Below are 24,211 nucleotides of genomic sequence, written 5' to 3'. Positions count from 1 at the left end.
GCCGGCAACGGTGGCGTGATTAGAGGAGAGATAATCATGAAGAAACTCATTCTTGCGTCGGTCTCGGCGCTTGCCTTGCTTGGCGTTGCGGCCTGCAGCGACAGCGGCACCGACAACACCACGACGCAGAGCACCAACCCGCCGGCATCCGACCAGACGATGAAGCCGGCTGCTCCTGACGCCAACAAGCCTGCCGAGCCGGCTCCGGCTCCGGCACCTGCGCCGGCTGCCCCGGCGCAGTAGTCAACGTGACAACCAAGAAAGGCCGGCCTCACACGCCGGCCTTTCTGCTGCTTACGATACCCGCGCATTGTGGCCGAGTGCGACGACGCGGGTTTGCGTGCAGCGGTTTCCGTCTGCCGATTTCCATGGGCAAGCACTAGCGCTAGCCGTCTCAGGCATTCCGCCAAATCGATTGGGCCAGCCCTGCGGCACTGTCTTGGCTTGATAGCGATGGGTGGTTGGTCCTATGAAGCCCCCATGTCGATTTGGGACCGCCTCGGCGACTTCGTCACACGCGTTTCATCTTCAGCGTCGTCAGGCGTCGCCGAAGTGGTCGAAGCCGTGCGTACGATTTTCTCCGGCGATGCCGATTTGCGCCGGCGTGTCGCCTTCTCGGTGGCGATGATCGCGCTTTCGGCCAAGATGGCCAAGGCCGACGGCATCGTCACGCAAGACGAGGTGCGCGCCTTCCAGGAAATATTCGAGGTGCCGAAGGAACAGAGGCGCAATGTGGCGCGGCTCTACGATTTGGCCAAACGCGACATTGCCGGTTTCGAAACCTATGCCGAGCGGATGGCGCAGCTTTGCGGTTCGGGCCATACCAACTGCCTGATGCTGGAGGATATACTCGACGGGCTGTTCCACATCGCCAAGGCCGACGGGCTGGTGCATGAGCGCGAGGGCCAATTCCTGCACCGGATCGCCGAGATCTTCCGCATCGATGAGGCGCATTACCAGAGCATCCTGGCGCGGCATGTCAATCTGGGTGCCGCCGACCCCTATGTCGTGCTCGGCATCGAGCGTGGGAAGCCGTTCGAGGAGGTCCGCAGGCGCTACCGCAAGCTGGTTTCCGACAATCATCCGGACCGGCTGATCGCACGCGGCCTGCCGCAGGAATTCATCAAGATCGCGACGACCAGGCTGGCGGCGATCAACGCGGCCTATGAAATGATCGAGCGAGGCCTGCGGCACGCATGAGCGGCTTTCCGCCCGACGAGCCGAGCGCCGAGGTCAGGGTATCGCCGAATTTCGGACCAAGACGCGGGATGCCCGGACCCGATATGATCGTGCTGCACTACACCGGCATGGCAACCGGGGCCGCTGCCGAGGCATGGCTGTGCGATCCGGCCAGCGAGGTGTCGTCGCACTATCTGGTCCATGAGGACGGCCGCATTGTTCAGATGGTGAGGGAAAGCGACCGCGCCTGGCATGCCGGCAAGAGCTCGTGGTTCGGACAGAGCGACATCAACTCCTGCTCGATCGGCATCGAGATCGTCAATCCGGGGCATACGCTCGGCTATCGCAACTTTCCAAAACCGCAGATCGACGCGGTGATCGGCCTGTGTGCCGGCATCGTCGAGCGCCATTCCATTCCGGCCCAGCGGGTGCTCGCCCATTCCGACGTGGCACCCGGGCGCAAGGTCGATCCGGGCGAGAAATTTCCATGGAAGACCTTGTTTGCCGCCGGCATCGGCCATGTTGTGCCGGCAGCACCGATCCGGCGCGGCGCCGTGCTGAGGCCAGGCGATACCGGCGCCGATATTGAGGCACTGCAGTCGATGCTGGCGCTTTATGGTTATGGCGTCGAGATCACCGGCGCTTTCGACCGGCAGACCGAAATCGTGGTCGAGGCATTTCAACGGCATTTCCGGCAGCGCCTGGTCGACGGCGTGGCTGACGGATCGACGATCCGCACGCTGGAAAGGCTGCTCGCTTCCGTAAGGATAGCCTCTCTCAAATAACCTTTTGCCAGATTAAAAGTTACAATCTGTTACTCAAAGTGACTTGCGTCGCCTTGTTTGGCGCCAATTCCATTGTCAAAGGCGATCCGTACAGATTGTCGGACGTCTATCCCCCCAGATGTTCCGATGTTGATTGAGGGTATCTGCGCGAAGTTCTTTGTGCGGATCAAACAGAACAGGATCACATGCAGAAATTGACCGTTTTAACGGCAGCCATTGCTGCCGGCGTAATGACTTTTGCCTTCAGTGCGGCAAACAGCGCACCGCTGAGCCAGCGGGCCGATCAGGGCTTCAGTGCCGCAGCCGGCAAAACCGCCATGCCGAAGGGTGGTGCAAAAGTAGAGAAGACCGCCACCGCGAAAGTGGAAAAAGCGGCCGCGGTAAGGACGAAAAAGCCAGTCTCCGCGAAAGGGCCAACCGCTGCGAGAAAAACAATCGCCAAACAGCATTTGAAGCGTAACCGCAAACGCATCGACCGCATGGCAACGGCGTCAGTCGCTCCGAAGAGCAGGCCAGCGCCCCAGGCGGCGGTTGTCGACGGCGGCGGACAGTATTCGGCGATCATTGCGCGTTATGCCGCCAGCTATGGCGTGCCGGTGTCGCTCGCCAATGCCGTCATCAAGATCGAAAGCAACTACCAGCCGAACCAGGTCGGCAGCGCCGGCGAGATCGGCCTGATGCAGATCAAGCCGGCGACGGCAAGAATGATGGGCTATAGCGGTCCGGTTCAGGGTCTCTACGATCCCGATACCAACATCAAATACGGCATGAAGTACCTAGCCATGGCGCGGGATCTCGGCGGCGGCACGACCTGCGGCACGATCCTGAAATACAATGCCGGCCACGCCGCCACACGGATGAACCCGGTGTCCGCAGCCTATTGCGGCAAGGTCAAGGTGCAGCTGGCAGCGCTTGGAGCGCCCGCCTGACAAGGGATAACTTGCTTTTTCGTTTGCGTTTTCGGGCCCGAACCCCTTTATACGCCTTGCCAGCTGGCCGGGCGGCCGCACCCGCGAAGCCGAAAGGCTGCGGGTGAGGAAAGTCCGGGCTCCATGGAGACACGGTGCCGGTTAATGGCCGGCGGGGGCGACCCCAGGGAAAGTGCCACAGAAAGCAAACCGCCACGATCCAATCGTGGCAAGGGTGAAAGGGTGGGGTAAGAGCCCACCGCGCGACTGGCAACAGGAGCGGCACGGTAAACCCCACCGGGAGCAAGACCGAATAGGGACGGTGCGAGGGGAAACCCTCGGGGGCTGTTTCCGGCTCACCGTCCGGGTAGGTTGCGTGAGGCGCATGGCAACATGCGCCCAAGATGAATGGCCGCCGCGTTCTCGCACCGCAAGGGGCGAGGGCCATACAGAACCCGGCTTACAGGCCAGCTGGCAGTTTTCTACCCATGTCGCGCAAGACAGCGAGGCTGCGGCCGATCGGTTGCTCGATCAAATCGAAGCCCGCTGGCAGCAAGTGGCCACTTATCCCTTCTCAGGTGAGCCGCGCGAAGACATCGCAACCGGAATCCGTCACCTGATCGTCGGCGAATACCTCACCTTGTATCATGTCCGCGAAGAGGCGATCGAAAATCATTCGCGTGCTGCACGGCCGGCGCAAGATCGACGCCGGCTCAGCCACCGATTGCGTCCAGCGACGCCTCGATCGCCTGCCAAAGCTCTTCCACCGGCTCGCAGCCGACCGACAGGCGAACGAAGCCGGGCGGTACGGCATCTCCCCTTCTTGATCGCCGTTCGGCCGAGGTGTGTACGCCGCCGAACGATGTCGCTGCCTGCATCAACGCGCAGTTGTTGATGAAATCCTCGGCCTTGTCCTCCGAGGCGAGCACGAACGAGATGAGAAAGCCGAAGCGCTCCATCTGCGCGCGGGCAAGATTGTGCGATGGGTCGCTCTCCAGTCCCGGAAAGCGCAAGCCGCTGATCGCGCGATGGGTCTTCAGCCGTCGCGCTATCATTTCGGCGGAAGTGCACATGCGGTCGAAGCGCACGTCCAGCGTTTCGAGACCGCGATGCACCAGCCATGCCTCGAACGGCCCGGGGATGGCGCCCGACGTCTCGCGCCAGTCGGTCACCCTCGAGATAATGTCCGCGTCGCGGCTGGCAACATGGCCGAACAGCACATCGGAATGGCCGTTTGGCGCCTTGGTGTCGGCAGCAATGACGATATCGGCGCCGAGATCGAGCGGGCGCTGGCCGAAAGGTGTCATCGTCGTGTTGTCGACCACAAGCACCGCACCCGCTCTATGCACGGCTTCGGCGACGGCTGCGATGTCACATATTTCCAGTCCTGGGTTGGCGGGTGTTTCGACGAAGGCAAGCCGATAACCGTCGAAGCCGCCGTCGAGGAAGCTCGACGTCGGCCGGACATCGTAGGCAACGCCGAAGGATTTCAGAAAACGGTCTGCCAGCGCTCGCGTCGTATGATAACCGTCGGACGGCAGCAGGATACGGTCGCCGGCTTTGAGCAGGCCGAAAAATATCGCCGAGATGGCAGCCATTCCCGAGGGAAAGGCAACGCATGGGGCGTCTTCCAAATGCGCCAGCATGTGCTCGACCGCATCCCACGTCGGATTGCTGAAGCGGCCATATTGATCGAAGCCGGTGGCGTCGCCGGGCGCATGAAAGATGGCGGCCATGGTCAGGGGCAAGGGGATCGGGTCGCCCTTGGCCAGCCCGCCGCGGCGCAGATGAGGAAGTGCTGCGGCGCGTGACTTGGCTGTTTCGGACATGATTTCAAACCTCGTTACTGACCGGAAAAGGAGATGCCGAGGCTATGCGCGGCAGCGATCCGCAGCAAGTCGGCTCCGGTTGGGCCACACGGCTCTAAACGCTTCGTTAGGCTTAATAGAGGATAAAGACGGGAGTGCCGTCAAAGCTGCTCTCCCCAGTTGTGGCAGGCGCGTTTTGAAGACTGTTCCCGTTGACGCCCATAGCACCCCATGATATCCCATTCCGATACTCAAGCCTTCGTTCCGTGTCAGGGTGAAGCGTACGCCAATCGGGCAGCCGCGGCGGCTGCGCGTTTGCCTGCGTTCGCCCGTCATAACGAAGTGGGTTTTGGACGCCGACCGGGCTGGGGCGGCGCGGACAGGAAGATGCAGAGGGGTGCGGCGGCGCAAGCGGCCGTAACGCGCAATGGACCGGTTTCTGTCGAACGCGGTGAACAGGATCGATGCGAAGGGACGGGTGTCCGTGCCGGCGCATTTCCGTGCCGTTGTGCAGAAACGCGGCTATTCGGAACTTTATGCGCTACGCTGCCTGGATCGCCCGGCGATGGATGTCGGTGGGCTCGACCTGCTCGATCGCTACGAGCAGCGCATCGCCCAGGAAGACCCGTTCCTGCAGACGGCGGACGACATGTCGTTCTTCTGCCACGGCGATGGAACGTTTCTGAAGCTCGACCAGGACGGCCGTATCACGATGAGCGATTTCATTCGCGAGCATACCGGCATTTCAGCGGAAGTGGCCTTCGTTGGCCGCGGCAATTTCTTTCAGATCTGGGAGCCCGGACGGCTCAGCGCCTATGGGACGGAAGCACGCGCCCGGCTTTTGCAGCTTCGGCAGGGGACGAAGCCCGGGGAGCGGCCGGAATGATGGCGGGCGACGGCGATGAAGTTCATGCCGCTGGCGGACCAGCCCGCCACATTCCGGTCCTCCTTGCCGAAGTTCTGGAGGCGCTGGCCCCGACAAAAGGCGAGGTGATCGTCGACGGCACGTTCGGTGCCGGCGGCTACACCAAGGCCATTCTGGCAAGCGGAGCCTCGGTCGTCGCAATCGACCGCGATCCGGATGCGATCGCGGCGGGGCGGGCCCTTGAACAGCAGTCCGGCGGCAAGCTCAGGCTTGTCCAGGCACCGTTCTCGACGCTCGACGAACAGGTTGAAAGTGCCGATGGCGTCGTGCTCGACATCGGCATCTCCTCCATGCAGATCGACCAGCCGGAGCGCGGCTTTTCGTTCCAGGCCGATGGACCGCTCGACATGCGCATGGCGCAGGCGGGCCTGAGCGCCGCCGACGTCGTCAACACCTTCAAGGTGGGCGATCTTGCCCGCATCTTCGGTTTTCTTGGCGAGGAACGCCATGCCGGGCGCATCGCCCGCATGATTGAAAGCCGTCGTGAAAAACGCCCCTTCGAGCGCACGCTCGACCTTGCCGATGCCATCGAGACGCATATCGGTCGCGCGCCAAAAGACAAGATCCATCCGGCCACCCGCGTTTTCCAGGCGCTGCGCATCTTCGTCAATGACGAGCTCGGCGAACTGGCCAAGGCACTGTTTGCCGCCGAGCGCGCGCTGAAACCGGGCGGGCGGCTTGCCGTGGTGACCTTCCATTCCCTGGAGGACCGCATTGTCAAGCGCTTCATCGCCGACAGAGCCGATTCAGCGACCGGATCGCGGCATCTGCCCGAGGCCCAGGCGCGCACCGCCACCTTCAGCAAGAAGGGCGGCGGCGTGACGCCTGGCGATGCCGAGATATCGGCAAATCCGCGGGCGCGTTCGGCAAGGCTGCGCGCTGCGATCCGTACAGAGGCGCCGGCGCGTGCCGGCGATTTTTCGATTTTCGGCCTGCCAAAACTGCCTGGCCCAAAGCTTCCCGGCGCCGATCGACCGGGAGAGAGGTGAGCACGTGTTTCGTACCAGCGACATAGTCCTGATCGCCGTCATGGTTTCGGCGGCTGCCCTGACCTACAAGACCAAGCGCGAGGCCGAGGAGCAACTGGCGGCAGTGCACAAGATCCAGGCGCAGATCCGTTATGAAGAGGACACGATCGACCTGCTCAAGGCGGACTGGAGCCTGCTTACCCAGCCGTCGCGCCTGCAAAAGCTCACCGAAATCTACAAATCGCAACTCGGACTCGAGCCGGTCAATGCGCGGCAGATCGTCGGGCTGGACGATCTGCCGGCGAAACCCGTCAACATCGAGGACCTTTCATCGCAGCGGCTGGGCGGCATGGCCGATGTCGGCGGAAAGGATCCCGTGGTGACCGGAGGCATCATCCAATGATCAGCGGATTTCCAATCGCCGCCAGATTTCCAAAGGTTGGGAAGCTGCTGAAGCGCGGTTCGAAGCCCGGTGGGGGCGGATCGATCGTCGTCGAAGGAGCCCGCAAGGCGACCGGTGGCAAGGGCAGGACCCGCATCGTCATGACGATGGCGGTGTTCTTCGGCATCTATTCGACCATTGCCGGGCGGTTGGTCTATCTGGGTTTCCAGAATCCCGACCTGTCGGGCGGCCCGCAGAGCCGGGTGACGGCATCGCGACCCGACATCGTCGACCGTAACGGCGAAGTGCTGGCGACCGACATCAAGACGGCGTCGCTGTTTGCTGAGCCGCGCCGCATCGTCGATGCCGACGAGGCGATCGAAAAACTGTCGACGGTGCTTCCCGAGATCGACTACGAGCAGACATACAACAAGCTGAAGAGCGGCGCCGGCTTCGTCTGGCTGCAGCGGCAACTGACGCCGAAGCAGCAGGCCGACATCATGCAGCTCGGCATCCCCGGCTTCGGCTTCCGCACCGAAAAGCGCCGGTTCTATCCGGCCGGCGAAACCTCGTCCTACATTGTCGGCCTCACCAACATCGACAATCAGGGCATCTCCGGCATGGAGAAATACATAGACGAACAAGGCTTGAGCGACCTTCAGGCGTCGGGCCTGGCGGTGGCCAAGGATTTGAAACCGGTGCAGCTCTCGATCGACCTGCGCGTCCAGCATATCGTGCGCGACGAGGTCGCCACCGGCATGGAAAAGTACCACGCGATCGCGGCGGGTGCCGTCGTGCTCAACGTCAAGACGGGCGAGGTGCTGGCGATGGCCTCCGTTCCGGATTTCGATCCGAACAACCCCTATAATGCGCAGGACAAGGACCGGCTCAACCGAATGTCCGCAGGCCTCTACGAAATGGGGTCGACCTTCAAGAGCTTCACCACCGCCATGGCGCTCGATTCCGGCAAGATAACGCTGCAAAGCCGCTTCGACGCGTCGCGCCCGATCAGGATCGGCCATCAAACCATCCATGATTTCCATGCCAAGGGCCGGATACTGTCAGTTCCGGAAGTGTTCATCTATTCGTCCAATATCGGTTCTGCCAAGGAAGCCGAAGCGGTTGGCATCGACGGACACCGCGAATTCCTGCATCGCCTGGGAATCCTCGAGAAGATGCAGACCGAACTGCCGGAAGTCGCTCGGCCGACCGAGCCCAAGGTCTGGAAGCAGGTCAATTCGATCACCATCGCCTTCGGCCACGGCGTGTCGACGACTCCGCTACAGACAGCGGTCGGCTGCGCCGCGCTGATGAATGGTGGCTATCTGATGGACCCAACCTTCCTGCCTCGCACGCAGGAGCAGGCGATGGCGGTCGCCAAGAAAGTGGTCAGCGACAAAACGGTCGAGGGTATGCGCTATCTCTATGCACTCAATGCCGAAAAGGGATCCGGTCGCAATGCACGGGTGCCAGGATACCGGGTGGGCGGCAAGACGGGAACGGCGGAGAAGGTCGTCAACGGCCGCTACTCGAAGGAAAAGAATTTCAACGCCTTCGTTGCAGCTTTCCCGATGGACGATCCGCAATACATAGTGCTTACGATCGCCGACGAACCGAAGCCGGAAAAGCCCGGCATGGGTGCTACGGCCGCCTCGAACGCGGGCATCATGGCTGCAAACATCATCCGACGTGCGGCTTCCATGCTTGGCGTGAAGCCAGATTTCAGCCATGAAAATGGTGCAACGCTGGTTTCCTATCAGTGATTCTTCGGGCGCGCCGGCAACTGCGCGTTATTTTGTTGCGATGAACGGGGTTCGATGAAGCTGAAAAATCTAGCCGGTATCCTGCCTGTCGATGGGACAGCTCCCTTCGACATGGAGGTTACAGGGATTTCGTCGGATTCCCGCCAGGTAACAGAGGGCGTCGTCTTTTTCGCGCTCACCGGCTCCAAGGCGGATGGCGCAGCCTATGCAGCCGACGCCGCGAGCCGCGGCGCCGCAGCGATCGTGGTCGGCAAGGGCAGTGCGGTCGCCGGGCTGCCAGTGCCGGTTCTTGTCGTAGACGATCCGCGCCTTGCGCTGGCGCAGAGTGCGGCCCGTTATTTCGGCAAGCAACCACAAACCATGGTCGCGGTGACCGGAACCAGCGGCAAGACCTCGGTCGCCGCATTCACCCGGCAGATATGGGAGCAGGCGGGTTTCGCCGCCGCCTCGATCGGCACGACCGGCGTGGTGGCGCCGGGCCGCAACGAATATGGCTCGCTGACCACGCCGGATCCGGTGGCATTGCACAGGCTGCTCAAGGAGCTGGCGGAGGCCGGCGTCACCCACGCCTCGATGGAAGCGTCCAGCCATGGCCTCGACCAGCGCCGGGTCGACGGCGTCAAGCTTACGGCCGGCGGCTTCACCAATCTCGGCCGCGACCATATGGACTATCATCCGACGGTCGAGGACTATCATCGCGCCAAATTGCGTCTGTTCGACGCGCTGCTGCCGAAGGGCGCGCCGGCCGTTATCTTTGCCGACGACCCGTGGTCGGAGCCGACAATCAAGGCGGCGCATGCAGCGGGACTGAATGTGCTGACGGTCGGACGCCACGGCGATTTCCTGCGGCTGAAGCGGGTCGAGCACGAGCGCCACCGCCAGCGCGCCGAGGTTGAAGCGGACGGCGTTCTCCATGAAGTCGACTTGCCGCTGGCTGGCGACTTCCAGATTGCAAATGCGCTGGTGTCGGCCGGCCTCGCCATTTCGACTGGAACATCTGTTGCCAAAGCGTTGATGGCGCTGGAGAAATTGAAGGGCGCGCCGGGACGGCTCGACCTTGTCGGGACGGCCGCCAACGGGGCGCCCGTCTATGTCGACTACGCTCACAAGCCAGATGCACTGGAAAACGTGCTAGCTTCGGTGCGCCCCTTTACCACTGGCCGCGTCATCGTCGTATTCGGTTGCGGCGGCGACCGCGACCGGGGCAAGCGGCCGATCATGGGCGAGATCGCCACAAGGCTGGCCGATGTCGTCATCGTCACCGACGACAATCCCCGCTCGGAAGTCCCCGAGACGATCCGCGCCGCGATCCTGGCGGCTGCACCGGGGGCGATCGAGATCGGCGACCGGCGCAAGGCCATCCACCAGGCAGTCGGGATGCTTCACGCCGGCGATACGCTGATCGTGGCCGGCAAGGGCCATGAGGAAGGCCAGACCATCGGCGCCGAGACGCTGCATTTTTCCGATCATGAGGAAGTTCGCTCGGCGCTGCGGGAGCAAACGGCGTGAGCCATCTGTGGACCTCCGAGGCGCTGGTTGCCGCCATGGATGGCCGGCCGCTCGGTCCGATGCCGGAAGGCATCGCCGGCATTTCCATCGACAGCCGCAGCCTGCAGCCTGGAGACGCCTTCTTCGCCATCAAGGGCGAGGCCATGGACGGCCATGATTTCGTCACCGCCGCCATCAAGGCGGGCGCCGGCGTGCTGGTCGTCGCAGAGGGCAAGCTGCCGTCGCTGGGGCGGCTGACGGCACCGATGATCGTCGTGGAGGATGTGCTCGTCGCGCTGGAAAAGCTCGGCGTTGCGGCGCGCGCACGCTCAAAGGCGAGGGTGATTGCCGTGACCGGATCGGTGGGCAAGACCACCACCAAGGAAGCACTGCGCCACGCTCTCTCCGCGGTCGGTACCGTGCATGCATCGGTCCAGTCGTTTAACAATCACTGGGGTGTGCCGCTGACGCTGGCGCGCATGCCGCAGGATTGCGATTTTGCCGTCTTCGAGATCGGCATGAACCATCCGGACGAGATCCGGCCTCTGGTCAAGATGGTCCGGCCGCATGTCGCCATCATTACGCTGATCGCGGCCGCTCACCTCGGCTTCTTCCGCAACCTGGATGAGATCGCCAAGGCCAAGGCAGAGATTTTCGAGGGACTGGAACCCGGCGGCGCCGCCCTTCTCAACCGCGACGATGCGCGCTGGAAGCTGCTGGAGAAGATGGCGAAAGAGGCCGGCGTCGAGCATGTTTACGGATTCGGCGAGAATGCCCGGGCGACCTTCAAACTGATCAAATGCGAACTCGATGCCGACCATTCCGTGATAACCGCCAAGATTGGCGGGCACGAGATCGTCGCCAGGATCGGCGCGCCGGGCCGCCATATGGTGCAGAATGTGCTGGCGGTGCTGGGTGCAGCGCATCTGGTCGGAGCCGACGTCACCAGGGTTGCGCAGGCGCTGGCCGATCTGTCGCCCGAACGCGGACGCGGCAAACGCTATATGTTGCGCCACCCCAAGGGGCCGATCACGCTGATCGACGAGAGCTACAACGCCAATCCGGCGTCGATGAGCGCTGCAATGGCGCTGCTCAACACGACGCCGGTGTCGGGCGAGGGCAGGCGCATTGCCGTGCTCGGCGATATGCTCGAGCTCGGCAGCCATTCGGCGAAATTGCATGCCGCCCTTGCCGACCTGATCGTCGGCACCGACACGCGCACGGTTTTTCTCGGCGGCCCGGAAATGTGGGCGCTGGCCGACGTTTTGCCCGGCGAGATCAGGACGGAGTACCGCGCCGGCGCGGAAGATCTGAAACCGGTGCTTCTGTCGGAGTTGAGGCCGGGTGACGTGGTTATGATCAAATCGTCGAAAGGCATAGGCTTTTCAAAGCTGGTCGAGGCATTGCTCGGCAAGTTTCCGGCGGAAGCCACAACCAGTAGACAGACCTAGGATCGGTCCGGGGGACGCAAGCGCATGTTAACACTGCTCGTCGAATTTGCGGACAAGATCTCGGTCTTCAATGTCTTCCGCTACATAACTTTCCGCACCGGCGGGGCGCTGATCACAGCGGCGCTGATCGTGTTCATCTTCGGACCGACCATCATCAATTCGCTGAGGCTGCGGCAAGGCAAGGGACAGCCGATCCGCGCCGATGGGCCGCAGACGCATTTCAAGAAGGCGGGAACGCCGACCATGGGCGGGCTGATGATCCTGTCCGGCATCATCGGTTCGTCACTGCTGTGGGCGAACCTGTCGAGCATCTACGTCTGGGTGGTGATGCTGGTGACGCTGGGGTTCGGCTCAATCGGCTTTTACGACGACTACCTCAAGGTGACGAAGCAATCGCATCTCGGCTTTTCCGGCAAAGCGCGGCTGGGGCTCGAATTTGCCATCGCAGGCATCGCCGCCTGGGTGATCATGCATAACGGCCAGGCGCCGTTCTCGTCATCGTTGACATTCCCTTTCGCCAAGGAGTTTCTCGTCAATCTCGGCTGGTTCTTCATCCCGTTCTCGTGCTTCGTCATCGTCGGCGCCGGCAATGCGGTGAACCTGACCGACGGCCTCGACGGACTGGCGATTGTGCCGATCATGATCGCGGCGGCGTCCTTCGGCGTCATCGCCTATCTCTCCGGCAACGCGGTATTCGCCGAATATCTTCAGATCCATTTCGTGCCCGGTACCGGCGAACTGGCGGTGGTCCTTGGAGCGGTGATCGGCGCCGGGCTCGGCTTCCTGTGGTTCAATGCGCCGCCGGCGGCCATCTTCATGGGCGATACCGGCTCGCTGGCGCTGGGCGGGCTGATCGGCACGGTCGCGGTGGCGACCAAGCACGAGATCGTGCTGGTCATCGTCGGAGGCCTGTTCGTTGTCGAGATATTCTCGGTCATCATCCAGGTCGGCTATTTCAAGATGACCGGCAAGCGCGTCTTCCTGATGGCGCCGATCCACCATCATTTCGAAAAGCTCGGCTGGACCGAAAGCCAGGTGGTGATCCGCTTCTGGATCATCGCCGTCATCCTGGCGCTGGTCGGCCTGTCGACCCTGAAGCTCAGATAGGAGGCCGCTTGATCCCCGCCGCATCCTTTTCAGGCAAGCGCGTTTCGCTCTTCGGGCTCGGCGGCTCGGGGATCGCCACGGCGCGCGCGCTGATCGAAGGCGGCGCAGATGTGCTGGCCTGGGACGACAATCCCGACAGCGTCGCCAAGGCTGGCGCGGTCGGTATTGCAACCGCGGACCTGCGCGGCGCGGACTGGGCGAGGTTTTCCGCCTTCGTGCTGTCGCCCGGCGTGCCGCTGACGCACCCGAAGCCGCACTGGACTGTCGAGCTCGCGCGGGGCTCCGGCGTCGAGATCATAGGCGATATCGAGCTTTTCTGCCGCGAGCGGACGGCGCGGGCGCCGGAAGCACCTTTCATTGCGATCACCGGCACCAACGGCAAGTCGACGACCACGGCATTGACGGCGCACATACTCAAGTCGGCCGGGCGCGACACGCAGATGGGCGGCAATATCGGCCGTGCGGTGATGACGCTCGATCCGCCGCAGCCCGAGCGGCACTATGTGGTTGAGTGCTCTTCCTACCAGATCGACCTTGCCCCCTCGATCAATCCGACGGCCGGCGTCCTGCTCAATCTGACGCCGGACCATCTCGACCGCCATGGCACGATGCAACACTACGCCTCGATCAAGGAGCGGCTGGTGGCCGGCAGCGAGACGGCAATCATCGGCGTCGACGATTCCTGGTGCGCCCAGATCGCCGACCGGCTGGAGCGGGCAGGCCGGCAGGTCATTCGGATTTCCAAGCGCCTGCCCCTGACCGACGGTTATTTCGCCGACGGCACGAATTTAATGGAAGCCGTGCACGGCCGCTACAGCCGGGTCGCCTTCCTCGAAGGCATCGGCTCCTTGCGCGGCCAGCACAATGCGCAGAATGCACTGGCCGCCGCCGCCGCCTGCCTCAAGGTCGGGCTCGAACTCGGCGAGATCCAATCCGGACTGGAGAGTTTCCCCGGGCTGGCGCACCGCATGGAGCAGGTCGGCCGCAAAGGGCATGTGCTGTTCGTCAACGATTCCAAGGCGACCAATGCCGATGCCGCTGCACCGGCGCTGTCGAGCTTTGCGCGTATCCATTGGATTGCCGGCGGCCTGCCGAAGGAGGGCGGCATCGAGCAGTTGCGCGGCTTCTTCCCGCGCATCGCCAAGGCCTATCTGATCGGCGAAGCTGCACCGGCCTTTTCGGCGACGCTGGGCGAGGCGGTGCCTTACGAGATCTCAGGCACGTTGGCCGCGGCAGTCGAACACGCCGCCCGTGATGCGGCCAGGGATAGTAGCGGCGAGGCGGTGGTGCTGCTGTCGCCGGCCTGCGCCAGTTTCGACCAGTTCAAGAATTTCGAAGTACGCGGCGAGGCGTTCAGGCAGGCCGTAACCGCCATTGATGGCGTGATGCCCATCGGAGGGACACGATAATGCAAAGCCGTCTCGACAAAAGCCCGGTTGCGACCTGGTGGTGGACGATCGATCGCTGGTTCCTGGCGGCGTTCCTGTCGCTGATGGGGCTCGGCATCGTTTTGTCCTTCGCCGCAAGCCCGGCGGTGGCCGAGCGCATCGGGCTCGACAGTTTCCACTTCGCGACGCGCCAGATTATCTTCACCATTCCGGCACTTGGGGTGATGCTGGCTGTCTCGTTCCTTGAATCCAGGCAGATCCGGCGCATGGCGCTGGTCATGCTGTGCATCATGCTGTTTCTGATGGTGGCAGTGCTCTACATCGGCGTCGAGGTGAAGGGCGCGCGGCGCTGGGTGTCGCTTGCCGGTCTGTCGATCCAGCCATCCGAGTTCCTGAAACCGGCCTTCGTCATCATCTGCGCCTGGCTGTTCGCCGAGCACAAGCGGCAGCCCGACATTCCCGGCAATCTGTTCGCCATGTTGCTGCTTGCACTGGTTATCTCGCTGCTGGTGGCGCAGCCTGACCTGGGGCAGACCATGCTGGTGCTCGGCACCTGGGGGGTGATGTTCTTCATGGCCGGGTTGCCGTGGCTGTGGATCGTCGCGCTGGGTGCTGCCGGCGTCGGCGGCGTGTTCGCCGCCTATGCGGTGTTCCCGCACGTTGCCGGCCGCATCGACCGCTTCATGACCGGCGAGGGCGACACGTTCCAGGTCGACATGGGCCGCGAGGCGCTGATCAATGGCGGCTGGTTCGGCGTCGGGCCGGGCGAGGGTACCGTCAAGCGGGTCATCCCCGACAGCCACGCCGACTTCGTCTTCTCCGTCGCCGGCGAGGAATTCGGGTTGATCATGTGTTTCTTCATCATGTCCATCTTCGGCTTCATCGTGCTGCGCGGTCTCAACACGGCGCTCAAGGAGCAGGACGATTTCACCCGCTATGCGGTTGGCGGCCTGGTCACGGTCTTCGGCCTGCAGTCGGTCATCAACATGGCCGTCAATCTGCAGCTGATGCCGGCCAAGGGCATGACACTGCCGTTCATCTCCTACGGCGGCTCTTCGCAGATCGCGATCGCCATCTCGATGGGCATGGTGCTGGCGCTGACGCGCAAGCGCCCGGAAAAGCGCAAGCAGCTGGGCTTCATGCCGTCGCCGCGTGCGATGCCGGCGGAGTGAGATGGCGAAGGGGGTCATCCTGCTGGCGGCAGGCGGCACGGGCGGACACCTGTTCCCGGCCGAGGCGTTGGCGCACGAACTGACCAGGCGCGGCTGGACGGTGCATCTGGCGACGGACGAGCGCGCCGAGCGCTTTACCGGACAGTTCCCGGCAGCCGCCATCCATCCGATCCAGTCGGCGACGATGGGGTCGAAAAATCCTTTTGCCGTGCTCGCCGCGTTTTGGAAAATCTGGCGCGGCGTGCGGCAGGCATCGGCCGTCATCGCCAGCATCAAGCCCGCCATCGTGGTCGGCTTCGGCGGTTATCCGACACTGCCGCCGCTTTACGCGGCGACCCGGCGCAAGGTGCCGACGCTGATCCACGAGCAGAATGCGGTGATGGGCCGCGCCAACCGCGCGCTTGCCGGCCGCGTCGACGCCATTGCCGGTGGGTTCCTGCCTGAAGACAGCAGTGCCGCAGGCGCCAAGACGGTGACCACCGGCAATCCGGTCAGACCGCAAGTGCTGGAGGCGGCGAAGACACCTTATGCCGCATCGGCCGGCGAAGAGCCGTTCCGATTGCTGGTGTTTGGCGGCAGCCAAGGCGCGCAGTTCTTTTCCGACGCGGTGCCGGCGGCAATCGCCCGGCTTTCCGACGCACAGCGCAGGCGGCTGGCGATCACACAGCAGGCGCGCGCCGACGATGTGACGCGGGTGAAAGCCGCCTATGCCGCACTTGGCATTGGGGCCGAGGTGTCGCCGTTCTTCACCGACATGGCAAAGCGGCTGGCGGCGGCGCATCTGGTGATGTCGCGCTCCGGCGCATCGACCGTATCGGAAATCGCGGTGATCGGCCGGCCGGCGCTGCTGGTGCCCTATCCGCACGCGCTCGACCACGACCAGGCGGCGAATGCGGCGGCCCTTGCGGCAGCGGGCGGCGCCGAGGTGCATCCGCAATCCACGCTTTCGCCCGAGCACATTGCTGCGTTGATCGGGGCCTTGATGGATGATCCGGGCAGGGCGGCGACAATGGCCGCGGCGGCGAAATCATCCGGAAAACCGGATGCCGCGCGGTTGCTCGCCGATCTGACAGAGGCTATTGCGTCCAGGAAATCCGTTTCGGAATTCAGGAAGGAGACGCACGAATGAAGATGCCACAGACGATCGGCCTCGTGCATTTCATCGGCATTGGCGGCATCGGCATGAGCGGCATCGCCGAGGTGCTGCACAATCTCGGCTACAAGGTGCAAGGGTCCGACCAGGCCGACAGCGCCAATGTGCAGCGGCTGCGCGACAAGGGCATCGAATGCTTCGTCGGCCACCAGGCCGAAAACCTCGGCGAGGCCGAGGTGGTCGTCGTCTCCACCGCAATCAAGAAATCCAATCCGGAACTGAAGGCGGCGAGAGAGAAGTTGCTGCCGATCGTGCGGCGCGCCGAAATGCTAGCCGAGTTGATGCGGTTCCGCCAAGCGGTCGCGATCGGCGGCACGCATGGCAAGACGACGACGACTTCGATGGTGGCGACGCTACTCGAAGCCGGCGGGCTCGACCCGACGGTGATCAATGGCGGCATCATCAATGCCTATGGCACCAATGCCCGCATGGGCGACGGCGAATGGATGGTGGTCGAGGCCGACGAGAGCGACGGCACCTTCCTCAGGCTGCCGGCCGAGATTGCCGTCGTCACCAATATCGACCCCGAGCATCTCGATCATTACGGCTCCTTCGACAAAGTGCGCGAGGCGTTTCGTCAGTTCGTCGAGAATGTGCCGTTCTACGGCTTCGGCGTGATGTGCACCGACCATCCCGAGGTGCAGGCGCTGGTCGCCCGCATCGAGGACCGGCGCGTCATCACCTATGGCGAAAATGCGCAGGCCGACGTGCGCTTCACCAATCACCGCATGGACGGCCCGACCTCGGAATTCGACGTGGTGATCCGCGATCGCAAGACGCACGGCCAGATAACGATATCAGGTCTGCGGCTACCCATGCCCGGACGTCACAATGTCTCCAATGCGACGGCGGCGATTGCCGTCGCGCATGAGCTCGGCCTTCCGGCTGAGGCAATTAAGAAGGGCCTGTCGTCCTTCGCCGGCGTCAAGCGGCGCTTCACCCATACCGGTTCGTGGAACGGTGTCGATGTGTTCGACGATTACGGTCATCATCCGGTCGAGATCACGGCGGTACTGAAGGCTGCGCGCAGCGCCACCAAGGGCCGCATCATCGCCGTTACCCAACCGCACCGCTTCACCCGGCTGCGCGATCTGTTTGACGAGTTTTCCGTCTGCTTCAACGACGCCGATACGGTAATGGTGGCGCCCGTCTATGCGGCCGGCGAGGAACCGATCGACGGCGTTACGTCCGACGCACTGGTGTCGCGCATCCGCTCCGGCGGCCATCGCGACGCACGCTACATCGAAGGTCCGGCGGCGATCGGGCCGATCGTTCGCGAGGTGGCGAAGCCGGGCGATTTCGTCGTTTTCCTCGGCGCCGGCAACATCACTCAATGGGCCTATGCGCTGCCCAAGGAACTCGGCGGGACCATCTCATGATGCGCGGCCAGGCGTTGATCGAGAAGCTTGGCGACCGGCTTGCCGGACTGCGCGGCCGCATCACGCCCAATGCCGAGATGGACAAGATCACCTGGTTTCGAGCCGGCGGGCTCGCGGACGCATTGTTCCAGCCGGCCGACGAGGACGATCTTGCCGCGTTCCTGAAGGCGGTGCCCGAGGAAATACCACTGACCATCGTCGGCGTCGGCTCGAACCTGCTTGTCCGTGACGGCGGCATTGCGGGCTTCGTCATCCGGCTTTCGGCCAAAGGCTTTGGCGAGACCGAAGTAATTGCGCCGACCATGATCAAGGCGGGCGCCGCAACGCCCGACAAGCGTCTTGCGGCCGTTGCCTACGAGGCCGGCATTGGTGGCTTTCACTTCTACCACGGCATTCCCGGCGCCATTGGCGGAGCGCTGAGGATGAACGCCGGCGCCAATGGCGTCGAGACACGCGAGCGTGTGGTCGAGGTGCGGGCACTCGACCGCAAGGGCAATGTTCATACGCTGAGCAATGCCGACATGGGCTATGCCTATCGCCATTCAGCGGCGCCGTCGGGGCTGATCTTCACATCGGCGCTGCTCGAAGGCGTTCCCGAGGACAAGGCGGCGATCAAGGCCGCGATGGATGCTGTCCAGAACCATCGCGAGACCGTGCAGCCGATCCGCGAAAAAACCGGGGGCTCGACCTTCAAGAATCCCGAGGGCACCTCGGCCTGGAAGGAAATCGACAAGGCCGGCTGCCGCGGCCTGATGGTCGGCGGGGCGCAGATGTCGCCGATGCATTGCAACTTCATGATCAACACCGGAACCGCCACCGGCTACGAGCTTGAATATCTCGGTGAGACGGTGCGTGCGCGCGTGCTCGAAAAATCGGGCATCCGGCTGCAGTGGGAGATCAAGCGCATCGGTAATTTTCGGCCGGGCCATGCGGTCCAGGAATTTCTCGGGCAGTTGCTTTAGGCAAGTCGACCGCCGTTGCTTTTCGGACTCATGAATTCACATTTTGCTGCCGTTTTTGCGGAAAGTGAATCCATCGGAATCGTAAGCACTTGCCAGCGAATCAACTCTCTGATTCTCTGCCCTGAAGCGTTTCCTGATTTGAGTCGTTTCGACGCGTTGCTCGCGTTTCCGTCTGGGGGGCAACCTGCCGGGAGACTCGGACTCAATGTTGCGGAAACACGGAGCGAAGTTGCTCGGCGCGTATGAGTGTGCGCGATGCTTTTCGGGTCATGCACGATAGTGCAGGCCTGCTGCGAGAGGAAATGACGGGGAATGACAAGCAAGCACGTGGCCGTCCTTCTGGGAGGATTCTCGTCCGAGCGGCCCGTGTCCCTGTCGTCGGGCAAAGCCTGCGCCGATGCGCTCGAGGGAGAGGGCTACCAGGTCACCCGCGTCGACGTCTCGCGCGACATCGGCTCGGTGCTCAGCGCGCTCAAGCCTGACGTCGTCTTCAACGCACTGCACGGCCCTTTCGGCGAGGACGGCACCATCCAGGGCATCCTCGAGTACCTCGCCATTCCGTACACGCATTCGGGCGTGCTTGCCTCGGCGCTCGCGATGAACAAGGAACAGGCCAAGAAGGTCGCCAAGGCGGCCGGCATTCCGGTGGCGGAATCGAAGGTGGCCAATCGCTTCGCCATCCAGAACAAGCACCCGATGAAGCCGCCCTATGTGGTCAAGCCGGTCAACGAAGGGTCGAGCTTCGGTGTCGTCATCGTGCATGAAGGCCAGTCGCATCCGCCGCAGATCATCGGCTCGTCCGAGTGGAGATACGGCGATACGGTCATGGTCGAGCGTTATGTGCACGGGCGGGAATTGACCTGCGCGGTGATGGGCGATGTGGCGCTCGGTGTCTGCGAGATCATCCCGACCGGCCATTCCTTCTACGACTATGATTCAAAATACGTCGCGGGAGGATCAAAACACGAATGCCCGGCAAAACTTTCACCGAATATTTACCAAAAAATACAGACACTGGCACTCAAGGCTCATCAAGCTATCGGCTGTCGGGGCGTTTCCCGATCGGACTTCCGTTATGACGATCGTCACTCCGAAAACGGCGAAATTGTCTGGCTCGAGGTCAACACCCAGCCGGGCATGACGCCGACGTCTTTGGTGCCGGAAATCGCCGCGCAAGCGGGACACTCGTTCGGCGATTTGTTGAGTTGGATGGTGGAGGACGCTTCGTGTCTGCGTTGAAGTGGGGACAGGGCAGGGGGAAGGGCGCGGCCGGGCCGGCGCTGTTCGGCATGCCGTTGTCGTTCGACCATTTCGTGCTGCCGCGCCTGCTCCGCCGGCCGGTGCGCGTGCTGGCGCGCCTCGGCGAGGGCGACTTCGAAGCGCCGCCCTATTGCGCTGCCATGCTGTCGGCGGCGTTGCTTATTTCGAGCAGTGCCTATGGCGCCTATCTCGGCGGACATGCCGACGCCATCGTCCAGAGTGTCACCGCCCGAACCGGCTTTGCCGTCGATCAGGTCAAGGTCGTCGGCAACCGCGAAACATCCGAGATCGATATTCTCGACAGGCTGGAACTCGACGGCTGGACCTCGCTGATCGGCTTCGACGCCGAAACCGCGCGCGAACGCATCACCACGCTACCCTGGGTCGAAGCCGCGGCAGTGCGCAAGGTCTACCCGCATACGCTGGAAGTGCGCGTCGAGGAGCGCGAGCCGTTCGCGCTGTGGCAGCAAGGCAGCGCGCTTTCGGTCATCGAGAAATCCGGCGCCGTCATTGCGCCGTTCTCCGGCGGCAAGCAGATATTGCTGCCGCTGATCATCGGCACCGGCGCACCGGCCAAAGCGCCGGATTTCCTAGCGAAGATCAAGAATTATCCGGAGCTCGCCGCGCGGATCAAGGGCTATATCCGCATCGGCGAACGGCGCTGGGATCTCAAGCTTGAAAACGGCATCACGATCAAACTTCCCGAAGACGGCGAGGATCAGGCGATTGCCGACCTGGTCAGGATGGACCACGAGAACGGGCTTTTGACGCGCGACATCGCTGCCGTCGACATGCGCCTTTCCGATCGTCTGGTCGTCCAGCTGACGCCGGAGGCGGCGACACAGCGCGAGGCCGCGCTCAACGAAAAGCCCAAGATGCTGAAGCGCAAGCCGGAGACGAAAATATGAGCTGGCTTGGCGGCAATAGCGATGCTTCGGCGCGCCGGTCCGGCATCTTGACGGTGCTGGATGTCGGCTCCAGCAAGGTCTGCTGCGTGGTGGCCAAGCTCAAGCCGCGCGAGGATGGCAAGCTGCTGCGCGGACGCTCGCATCGCGTCCAGGTGATCGGCATCGGCCACCAGAAATCGCAAGGCGTGAAATCGGGCGTCGTCATCGATCTCGACCGCGCCGAGCACGCCATCCGTCTTGCCGTCGACGCCGCCGAACGCATGGCGGGACTGACGGTCGATTCGCTGATCGTCAACATGACTGCCGGCCGGTTGAAGAGCGAGGCTTTTTCGGCCACCATCAATCTCGGCGGCCATGAGGCCGACGAGGCCGACATCAAGCGCGTGCTTGCCGCCGGCGCCAAGCAGGCTCTGCGGGCCGAGCGCGAGGTGATCCATTCGCTTCCCGTAGCCTTTTCTCTGGATGCCGAGCGCGGTGTGCGCGATCCGCGCGGCATGGTTGGCGACCAGCTTGGCGTCGACATGCACGTGCTGACGGGCGACGCGGCGCCTTTGCGCAATCTTGAGCTCTGCATCAACCGCTCGCATCTGTCGGTCGAGCGCATGGTGGCGACGCCTTATGCCAGCGGGCTTGCCGCGCTGGTCGACGACGAGCTCGAAATGGGCGCGGCCTGCATCGACATGGGCGGCGGCACGACGACGATCTCGGTATTTTCGGAAGGCAAGTTCGTCCACGGCGACGCCATCGCGATCGGCGGCAACCACGTCACGCTGGATATGGCCAAGGGCCTGTCGACCTCGCTCGATGCCGCCGAAAGGCTGAAAGTGATGCATGGCTCGGCGCTGCCTGGCAGTGCCGACGACCGCGACCTGGTTTCCATCCATCCGATCGGCGAGGACGGCGAGGTGCCGTTGCAGATCCCGCGCTCGGTGATGACACGCATCATCCGCGCCCGCATCGACGAGACGCTGGAATTGCTGCGCGACCGCCTGAACAAGTCCGGCTACGGCAATGCCGTCGGCAAGCGTGTGGTGCTGACCGGCGGCGCCAGCCAGCTTGCCGGCCTGCCCGAAGCAGCACGCCGCATTCTCGGCCGCAATGTGCGCATCGGACGCCCGCTTGGCGTGGCAGGCCTGCCCGAGGCGGCCAAGGGGCCGGCTTTTTCGACGCCCGTCGGGCTTCTGATCTACCCGCAGATGGCGAGCTTCGAGAGCCGCCCGGCGAAGGGAATTTCCGGTCTTCGGATGACCGGAACAGGCGGAAAACTGCATCGAATGAGTCAGTGGTTGAGAGACAGTTTTTAATTTGACGGGGACAGCCCCATAGGCGGCCGCGGCGGCGAAGCGGCGGGAAAGGCAAAGGACGAAGACAATGACCATCAATCTGCAGAAGCCGGACATCACCGAGCTCAAGCCGCGCATCACCGTGTTCGGTGTCGGCGGCGGCGGCGGCAATGCCGTCAACAACATGATCACCGCCGGCTTGCGCGGCGTCGAATTCGTGGTGGCCAACACCGACGCACAGGCACTGACGATGTCGAAGGCCGAGCGGCTGATCCAGCTCGGCGCGCATGTCACCGAGGGTCTCGGCGCCGGATCGCAGCCTGAAGTCGGGCGCGCGGCGGCGGAAGAGTGCATCGATGAGATCATCGATCATCTCTCCAACACGCATATGTGCTTCGTCACTGCCGGCATGGGCGGCGGCACCGGCACCGGGGCGGCTCCCGTCGTTGCCCGCGCTGCCCGCGAAAAGGGTATCCTTACCGTCGGCGTCGTCACCAAGCCGTTCCACTTCGAAGGCCAGCGCCGCATGAAGACGGCCGACATGGGTATCGAGGAACTACAGAAATGCGTCGACACCCTGATCGTCATTCCCAACCAGAACCTGTTCCGGCTGGCCAATGACAAGACCACCTTCGCCGATGCCTTCGCCATGGCCGACCAGGTGCTCTATTCGGGCGTTGCCTGCATTACCGACCTGATGGTCAAGGAAGGCCTGATCAATCTCGACTTCGCCGACGTCCGCTCGGTCATGCGCGAAATGGGCAAGGCGATGATGGGAACCGGCGAGGCTTCGGGCGAGGGCCGCGCAATGGCCGCGGCTGAAGCCGCCATCGCCAACCCGCTGCTCGACGAGACCTCGATGAAGGGCGCCAAGGGCCTGCTGATCTCGATCACCGGCGGCCGCGACCTGACCCTGTTCGAAGTCGATGAGGCCGCAACCCGCATTCGCGAAGAGGTCGACCAGGACGCCAACATCATTCTGGGTGCCACCTTCGACGAGGAACTCGAAGGCGTTATCCGCGTGTCGGTGGTCGCCACCGGCATCGACAAATCGGCGGCCGAAATCGCTGCCGCGCCGATCGCCATCCGCGCGGCTCCGCCGAAGCCGGTCAGCCGCCCGGCGGCCCAGGTCACGGAAATGCGCCCGGCGCCTGTCCAGCAACCGATCTATGAACCACGTGCTGCCGATCCGGTCGCCGAGGCCATTCAGCTCGCCGAGGCGAATGCGGCAGCGATGGCGCAGGCCCGCCCGGCACCGGTCGCCCATGCGGAAGACTTCCGTCCGCAGAGCAAGATCTTCCAGGCGCCTCCCGCTCAGCCGCAGCCAATGATGCAGCCGGCGGTTCAGCAAGCGATGCAGCCCGCTCCGCATCGTGAAATGCCGCAGCCGGTTGCCGCGGCACCCCAGCGCATGCCGCGGGTCGAGGATTTCCCGCCGCAGGTGAAGGCCGAAGTGGAAGCCAAGGCCCGCCCGGCCGACCACGAGAACAGCGGCCCGATGGGCTTGCTCAAGCGCCTGACCAACGGCTTGACCCGCCGCGAAGAGGAACCTGCAAGACTGCAGCCGGCGCAGCCTCGCGAACCGAAACTGCGCCAGGCGCCGGCGGAAGTGCGCCGCCTAGCCAGCCAGGATCCGCAGCTTTACGCACCGCGTCGCGGCCAGCTGGATGAGCAGGGCCGCCTGACGCCGCAGAGCCGGGCTGTCCAGGAAGACGATCAGTTGGAGATTCCCGCCTTCCTGCGCCGACAGGCCAATTGATCTGTTAACGGTTCGTAACAGTTGTTAACAGGCGAGCAGGAAACTGTTCGCCTGTTAATATTAAAAATACTTTTAAAACAAAGACTTATGCGGCAATCCCGCGCTGGGCCGCGGTTACAACGAGTAAGAAACCGTGATTTGGAGTCTCCCCGCGGGACCATTATCTTCGCCACCGACCAAAGT

Annotated in this window: 21 protein-coding genes, 1 other RNA gene and 1 pseudogene; 22 read left to right on the top strand and 1 reads right to left on the bottom strand. The window is 63.3% G+C overall.

The genetic code is table 11. From position 1 onward, the window contains the following. Window positions 1-36 precede the first annotated feature (36 nt). The 6 genes and pseudogenes from NKH42_RS19710 to NKH42_RS19685 all read left to right on the top strand — a co-directional run. Window positions 37-243, top strand: a complete 207-nt coding sequence (locus tag NKH42_RS19710) for a hypothetical protein (RefSeq protein WP_023721215.1) — start codon at window positions 37-39, stop codon at window positions 241-243. A 237-nt stretch (window positions 244-480) separates the two neighbouring features. Beyond that, the gene (locus NKH42_RS19705) at window positions 481-1,200 is read left to right on the top strand and encodes a TerB family tellurite resistance protein (RefSeq protein ID WP_352974359.1); all 720 of its coding nucleotides are present in this window, start codon (window positions 481-483) and stop codon (window positions 1,198-1,200) included. Beyond that, a complete protein-coding gene (locus NKH42_RS19700) occupies window positions 1,197-1,964 on the top strand; it encodes an N-acetylmuramoyl-L-alanine amidase (RefSeq protein ID WP_352505590.1) in 768 nt (255 codons plus the stop codon). Before NKH42_RS19705 ends, NKH42_RS19700 begins: the two co-directional genes overlap by 4 nt. 185 nt (window positions 1,965-2,149) lie before the next feature. After that, the gene (locus NKH42_RS19695; RefSeq protein WP_352505591.1) at window positions 2,150-2,893 is read left to right on the top strand and encodes a lytic transglycosylase domain-containing protein; all 744 of its coding nucleotides are present in this window, start codon (window positions 2,150-2,152) and stop codon (window positions 2,891-2,893) included. A gap of 59 nt (window positions 2,894-2,952) precedes the next feature. Next, an RNA gene (gene rnpB / locus NKH42_RS19690) (RNase P RNA component class A) lies at window positions 2,953-3,351 on the top strand. A 44-nt stretch (window positions 3,352-3,395) separates the two neighbouring features. Next, a pseudogene (locus NKH42_RS19685) lies at window positions 3,396-3,476 on the top strand (type II toxin-antitoxin system RelE/ParE family toxin); the annotation flags it as partial. A gap of 109 nt (window positions 3,477-3,585) precedes the next feature. On the opposite strand, the gene NKH42_RS19680 reads toward NKH42_RS19685, so the two are convergent. Beyond that, the gene (locus tag NKH42_RS19680) at window positions 3,586-4,701 is read right to left on the bottom strand and encodes a cystathionine gamma-lyase (RefSeq protein WP_352505592.1); all 1,116 of its coding nucleotides are present in this window, start codon (window positions 4,699-4,701) and stop codon (window positions 3,586-3,588) included. A gap of 406 nt (window positions 4,702-5,107) precedes the next feature. On the opposite strand from NKH42_RS19680, the gene mraZ reads away from it, so the two are divergent. The 16 genes from mraZ (at window position 5,108) to ftsZ (ending at window position 24,028) form a co-directional block, all read left to right on the top strand. Next, window positions 5,108-5,566: a division/cell wall cluster transcriptional repressor MraZ gene (mraZ, locus tag NKH42_RS19675; RefSeq protein ID WP_254818997.1), complete on the top strand. Its 459-nt coding sequence runs from the start codon at window positions 5,108-5,110 to the stop codon at window positions 5,564-5,566. After that, on the top strand, window positions 5,563-6,594 hold the full coding sequence (gene rsmH / locus NKH42_RS19670; protein WP_352505594.1) for a 16S rRNA (cytosine(1402)-N(4))-methyltransferase RsmH: 1,032 nt from the start codon (window positions 5,563-5,565) through the stop codon (window positions 6,592-6,594). The genes mraZ and rsmH overlap by 4 nt, the downstream gene beginning before the upstream one ends. Before the next feature lie 4 nt (window positions 6,595-6,598). Next, complete coding sequence (gene ftsL, locus NKH42_RS19665; RefSeq protein ID WP_254818995.1) at window positions 6,599-6,976, top strand: cell division protein FtsL; 378 nt, start codon at window positions 6,599-6,601, stop codon at window positions 6,974-6,976. After that, complete coding sequence (locus NKH42_RS19660; protein ID WP_352752491.1) at window positions 6,973-8,718, top strand: peptidoglycan D,D-transpeptidase FtsI family protein; 1,746 nt, start codon at window positions 6,973-6,975, stop codon at window positions 8,716-8,718. Before ftsL ends, NKH42_RS19660 begins: the two co-directional genes overlap by 4 nt. A gap of 54 nt (window positions 8,719-8,772) precedes the next feature. Continuing rightward, the gene (locus NKH42_RS19655; RefSeq protein WP_352505596.1) at window positions 8,773-10,227 is read left to right on the top strand and encodes a UDP-N-acetylmuramoyl-L-alanyl-D-glutamate--2,6-diaminopimelate ligase; all 1,455 of its coding nucleotides are present in this window, start codon (window positions 8,773-8,775) and stop codon (window positions 10,225-10,227) included. Continuing rightward, complete coding sequence (locus tag NKH42_RS19650; protein ID WP_352752494.1) at window positions 10,224-11,657, top strand: UDP-N-acetylmuramoylalanyl-D-glutamyl-2,6-diaminopimelate--D-alanyl-D-alanine ligase; 1,434 nt, start codon at window positions 10,224-10,226, stop codon at window positions 11,655-11,657. Before NKH42_RS19655 ends, NKH42_RS19650 begins: the two co-directional genes overlap by 4 nt. A 24-nt stretch (window positions 11,658-11,681) precedes the next feature. Further along, window positions 11,682-12,764, top strand: coding sequence for a phospho-N-acetylmuramoyl-pentapeptide-transferase (mraY, locus tag NKH42_RS19645; protein WP_254818991.1), 1,083 nt, complete (start codon window positions 11,682-11,684; stop codon window positions 12,762-12,764). Between the two features lie 8 nt (window positions 12,765-12,772). Beyond that, window positions 12,773-14,173, top strand: a complete 1,401-nt coding sequence (gene murD, locus NKH42_RS19640; protein ID WP_352505598.1) for a UDP-N-acetylmuramoyl-L-alanine--D-glutamate ligase — start codon at window positions 12,773-12,775, stop codon at window positions 14,171-14,173. Then, on the top strand, window positions 14,173-15,324 hold the full coding sequence (ftsW, locus tag NKH42_RS19635) for a putative lipid II flippase FtsW (protein ID WP_023676765.1): 1,152 nt from the start codon (window positions 14,173-14,175) through the stop codon (window positions 15,322-15,324). Before murD ends, ftsW begins: the two co-directional genes overlap by 1 nt. Window position 15,325: 1 nt before the next feature. Next, a complete protein-coding gene (gene murG / locus NKH42_RS19630) occupies window positions 15,326-16,453 on the top strand; it encodes an undecaprenyldiphospho-muramoylpentapeptide beta-N-acetylglucosaminyltransferase (protein WP_352505599.1) in 1,128 nt (375 codons plus the stop codon). Next, the gene (gene murC / locus NKH42_RS19625) at window positions 16,450-17,856 is read left to right on the top strand and encodes a UDP-N-acetylmuramate--L-alanine ligase (RefSeq protein WP_352505600.1); all 1,407 of its coding nucleotides are present in this window, start codon (window positions 16,450-16,452) and stop codon (window positions 17,854-17,856) included. The genes murG and murC overlap by 4 nt, the downstream gene beginning before the upstream one ends. Beyond that, complete coding sequence (gene murB, locus NKH42_RS19620) at window positions 17,853-18,818, top strand: UDP-N-acetylmuramate dehydrogenase (protein ID WP_352505601.1); 966 nt, start codon at window positions 17,853-17,855, stop codon at window positions 18,816-18,818. The genes murC and murB overlap by 4 nt, the downstream gene beginning before the upstream one ends. Window positions 18,819-19,130: 312 nt before the next feature. Next, on the top strand, window positions 19,131-20,057 hold the full coding sequence (locus NKH42_RS19615) for a D-alanine--D-alanine ligase (protein ID WP_254818986.1): 927 nt from the start codon (window positions 19,131-19,133) through the stop codon (window positions 20,055-20,057). Then, window positions 20,045-20,986, top strand: a complete 942-nt coding sequence (locus NKH42_RS19610; protein WP_352505602.1) for a cell division protein FtsQ/DivIB — start codon at window positions 20,045-20,047, stop codon at window positions 20,984-20,986. The genes NKH42_RS19615 and NKH42_RS19610 overlap by 13 nt, the downstream gene beginning before the upstream one ends. Next, window positions 20,983-22,290, top strand: a complete 1,308-nt coding sequence (ftsA, locus tag NKH42_RS19605) for a cell division protein FtsA (RefSeq protein WP_254818984.1) — start codon at window positions 20,983-20,985, stop codon at window positions 22,288-22,290. Before NKH42_RS19610 ends, ftsA begins: the two co-directional genes overlap by 4 nt. Before the next feature lie 67 nt (window positions 22,291-22,357). Further along, entirely contained in the window at window positions 22,358-24,028 is a 1,671-nt protein-coding gene (ftsZ, locus tag NKH42_RS19600) for a cell division protein FtsZ (RefSeq protein ID WP_254818983.1), read from the top strand. The last annotated feature ends 183 nt before the right edge of the window (window positions 24,029-24,211 follow it).

Origin of the sequence: Mesorhizobium sp. M1142 (assembly GCF_040318565.1) — a bacterium.
Lineage (GTDB): Bacteria > Pseudomonadota > Alphaproteobacteria > Rhizobiales > Rhizobiaceae > Mesorhizobium.
This window is presented reverse-complemented; position numbering and strand designations above follow the sequence as displayed.

What these genes read in the sequence shown, in the direction of transcription:
- ftsA (WP_254818984.1), top strand. Translation starts at nt 20,983, where the DNA reads ATGAGCTGGCTTGGCGGCAATAGCGATGCTTCGGCGCGCCGGTCCGGC.
- ftsW (WP_023676765.1), top strand. Translation starts at nt 14,173, where the DNA reads ATGCAAAGCCGTCTCGACAAAAGCCCGGTTGCGACCTGGTGGTGGACG.
- NKH42_RS19705 (WP_352974359.1), top strand. Translation starts at nt 481, where the DNA reads ATGTCGATTTGGGACCGCCTCGGCGACTTCGTCACACGCGTTTCATCT.
- NKH42_RS19615 (WP_254818986.1), top strand. Translation starts at nt 19,131, where the DNA reads ATGACAAGCAAGCACGTGGCCGTCCTTCTGGGAGGATTCTCGTCCGAG.
- murC (WP_352505600.1), top strand. Translation starts at nt 16,450, where the DNA reads ATGAAGATGCCACAGACGATCGGCCTCGTGCATTTCATCGGCATTGGC.
- NKH42_RS19660 (WP_352752491.1), top strand. Translation starts at nt 6,973, where the DNA reads ATGATCAGCGGATTTCCAATCGCCGCCAGATTTCCAAAGGTTGGGAAG.
- mraY (WP_254818991.1), top strand. Translation starts at nt 11,682, where the DNA reads ATGTTAACACTGCTCGTCGAATTTGCGGACAAGATCTCGGTCTTCAAT.
- NKH42_RS19695 (WP_352505591.1), top strand. Translation starts at nt 2,150, where the DNA reads ATGCAGAAATTGACCGTTTTAACGGCAGCCATTGCTGCCGGCGTAATG.
- rsmH (WP_352505594.1), top strand. Translation starts at nt 5,563, where the DNA reads ATGATGGCGGGCGACGGCGATGAAGTTCATGCCGCTGGCGGACCAGCC.
- NKH42_RS19700 (WP_352505590.1), top strand. Translation starts at nt 1,197, where the DNA reads ATGAGCGGCTTTCCGCCCGACGAGCCGAGCGCCGAGGTCAGGGTATCG.
- NKH42_RS19680 (WP_352505592.1), bottom strand. Translation starts at nt 4,701, where the DNA reads ATGTCCGAAACAGCCAAGTCACGCGCCGCAGCACTTCCTCATCTGCGC.
- murG (WP_352505599.1), top strand. Translation starts at nt 15,326, where the DNA reads ATGGCGAAGGGGGTCATCCTGCTGGCGGCAGGCGGCACGGGCGGACAC.
- NKH42_RS19655 (WP_352505596.1), top strand. Translation starts at nt 8,773, where the DNA reads ATGAAGCTGAAAAATCTAGCCGGTATCCTGCCTGTCGATGGGACAGCT.
- mraZ (WP_254818997.1), top strand. Translation starts at nt 5,108, where the DNA reads ATGGACCGGTTTCTGTCGAACGCGGTGAACAGGATCGATGCGAAGGGA.
- NKH42_RS19710 (WP_023721215.1), top strand. Translation starts at nt 37, where the DNA reads ATGAAGAAACTCATTCTTGCGTCGGTCTCGGCGCTTGCCTTGCTTGGC.
- murB (WP_352505601.1), top strand. Translation starts at nt 17,853, where the DNA reads ATGATGCGCGGCCAGGCGTTGATCGAGAAGCTTGGCGACCGGCTTGCC.
- ftsZ (WP_254818983.1), top strand. Translation starts at nt 22,358, where the DNA reads ATGACCATCAATCTGCAGAAGCCGGACATCACCGAGCTCAAGCCGCGC.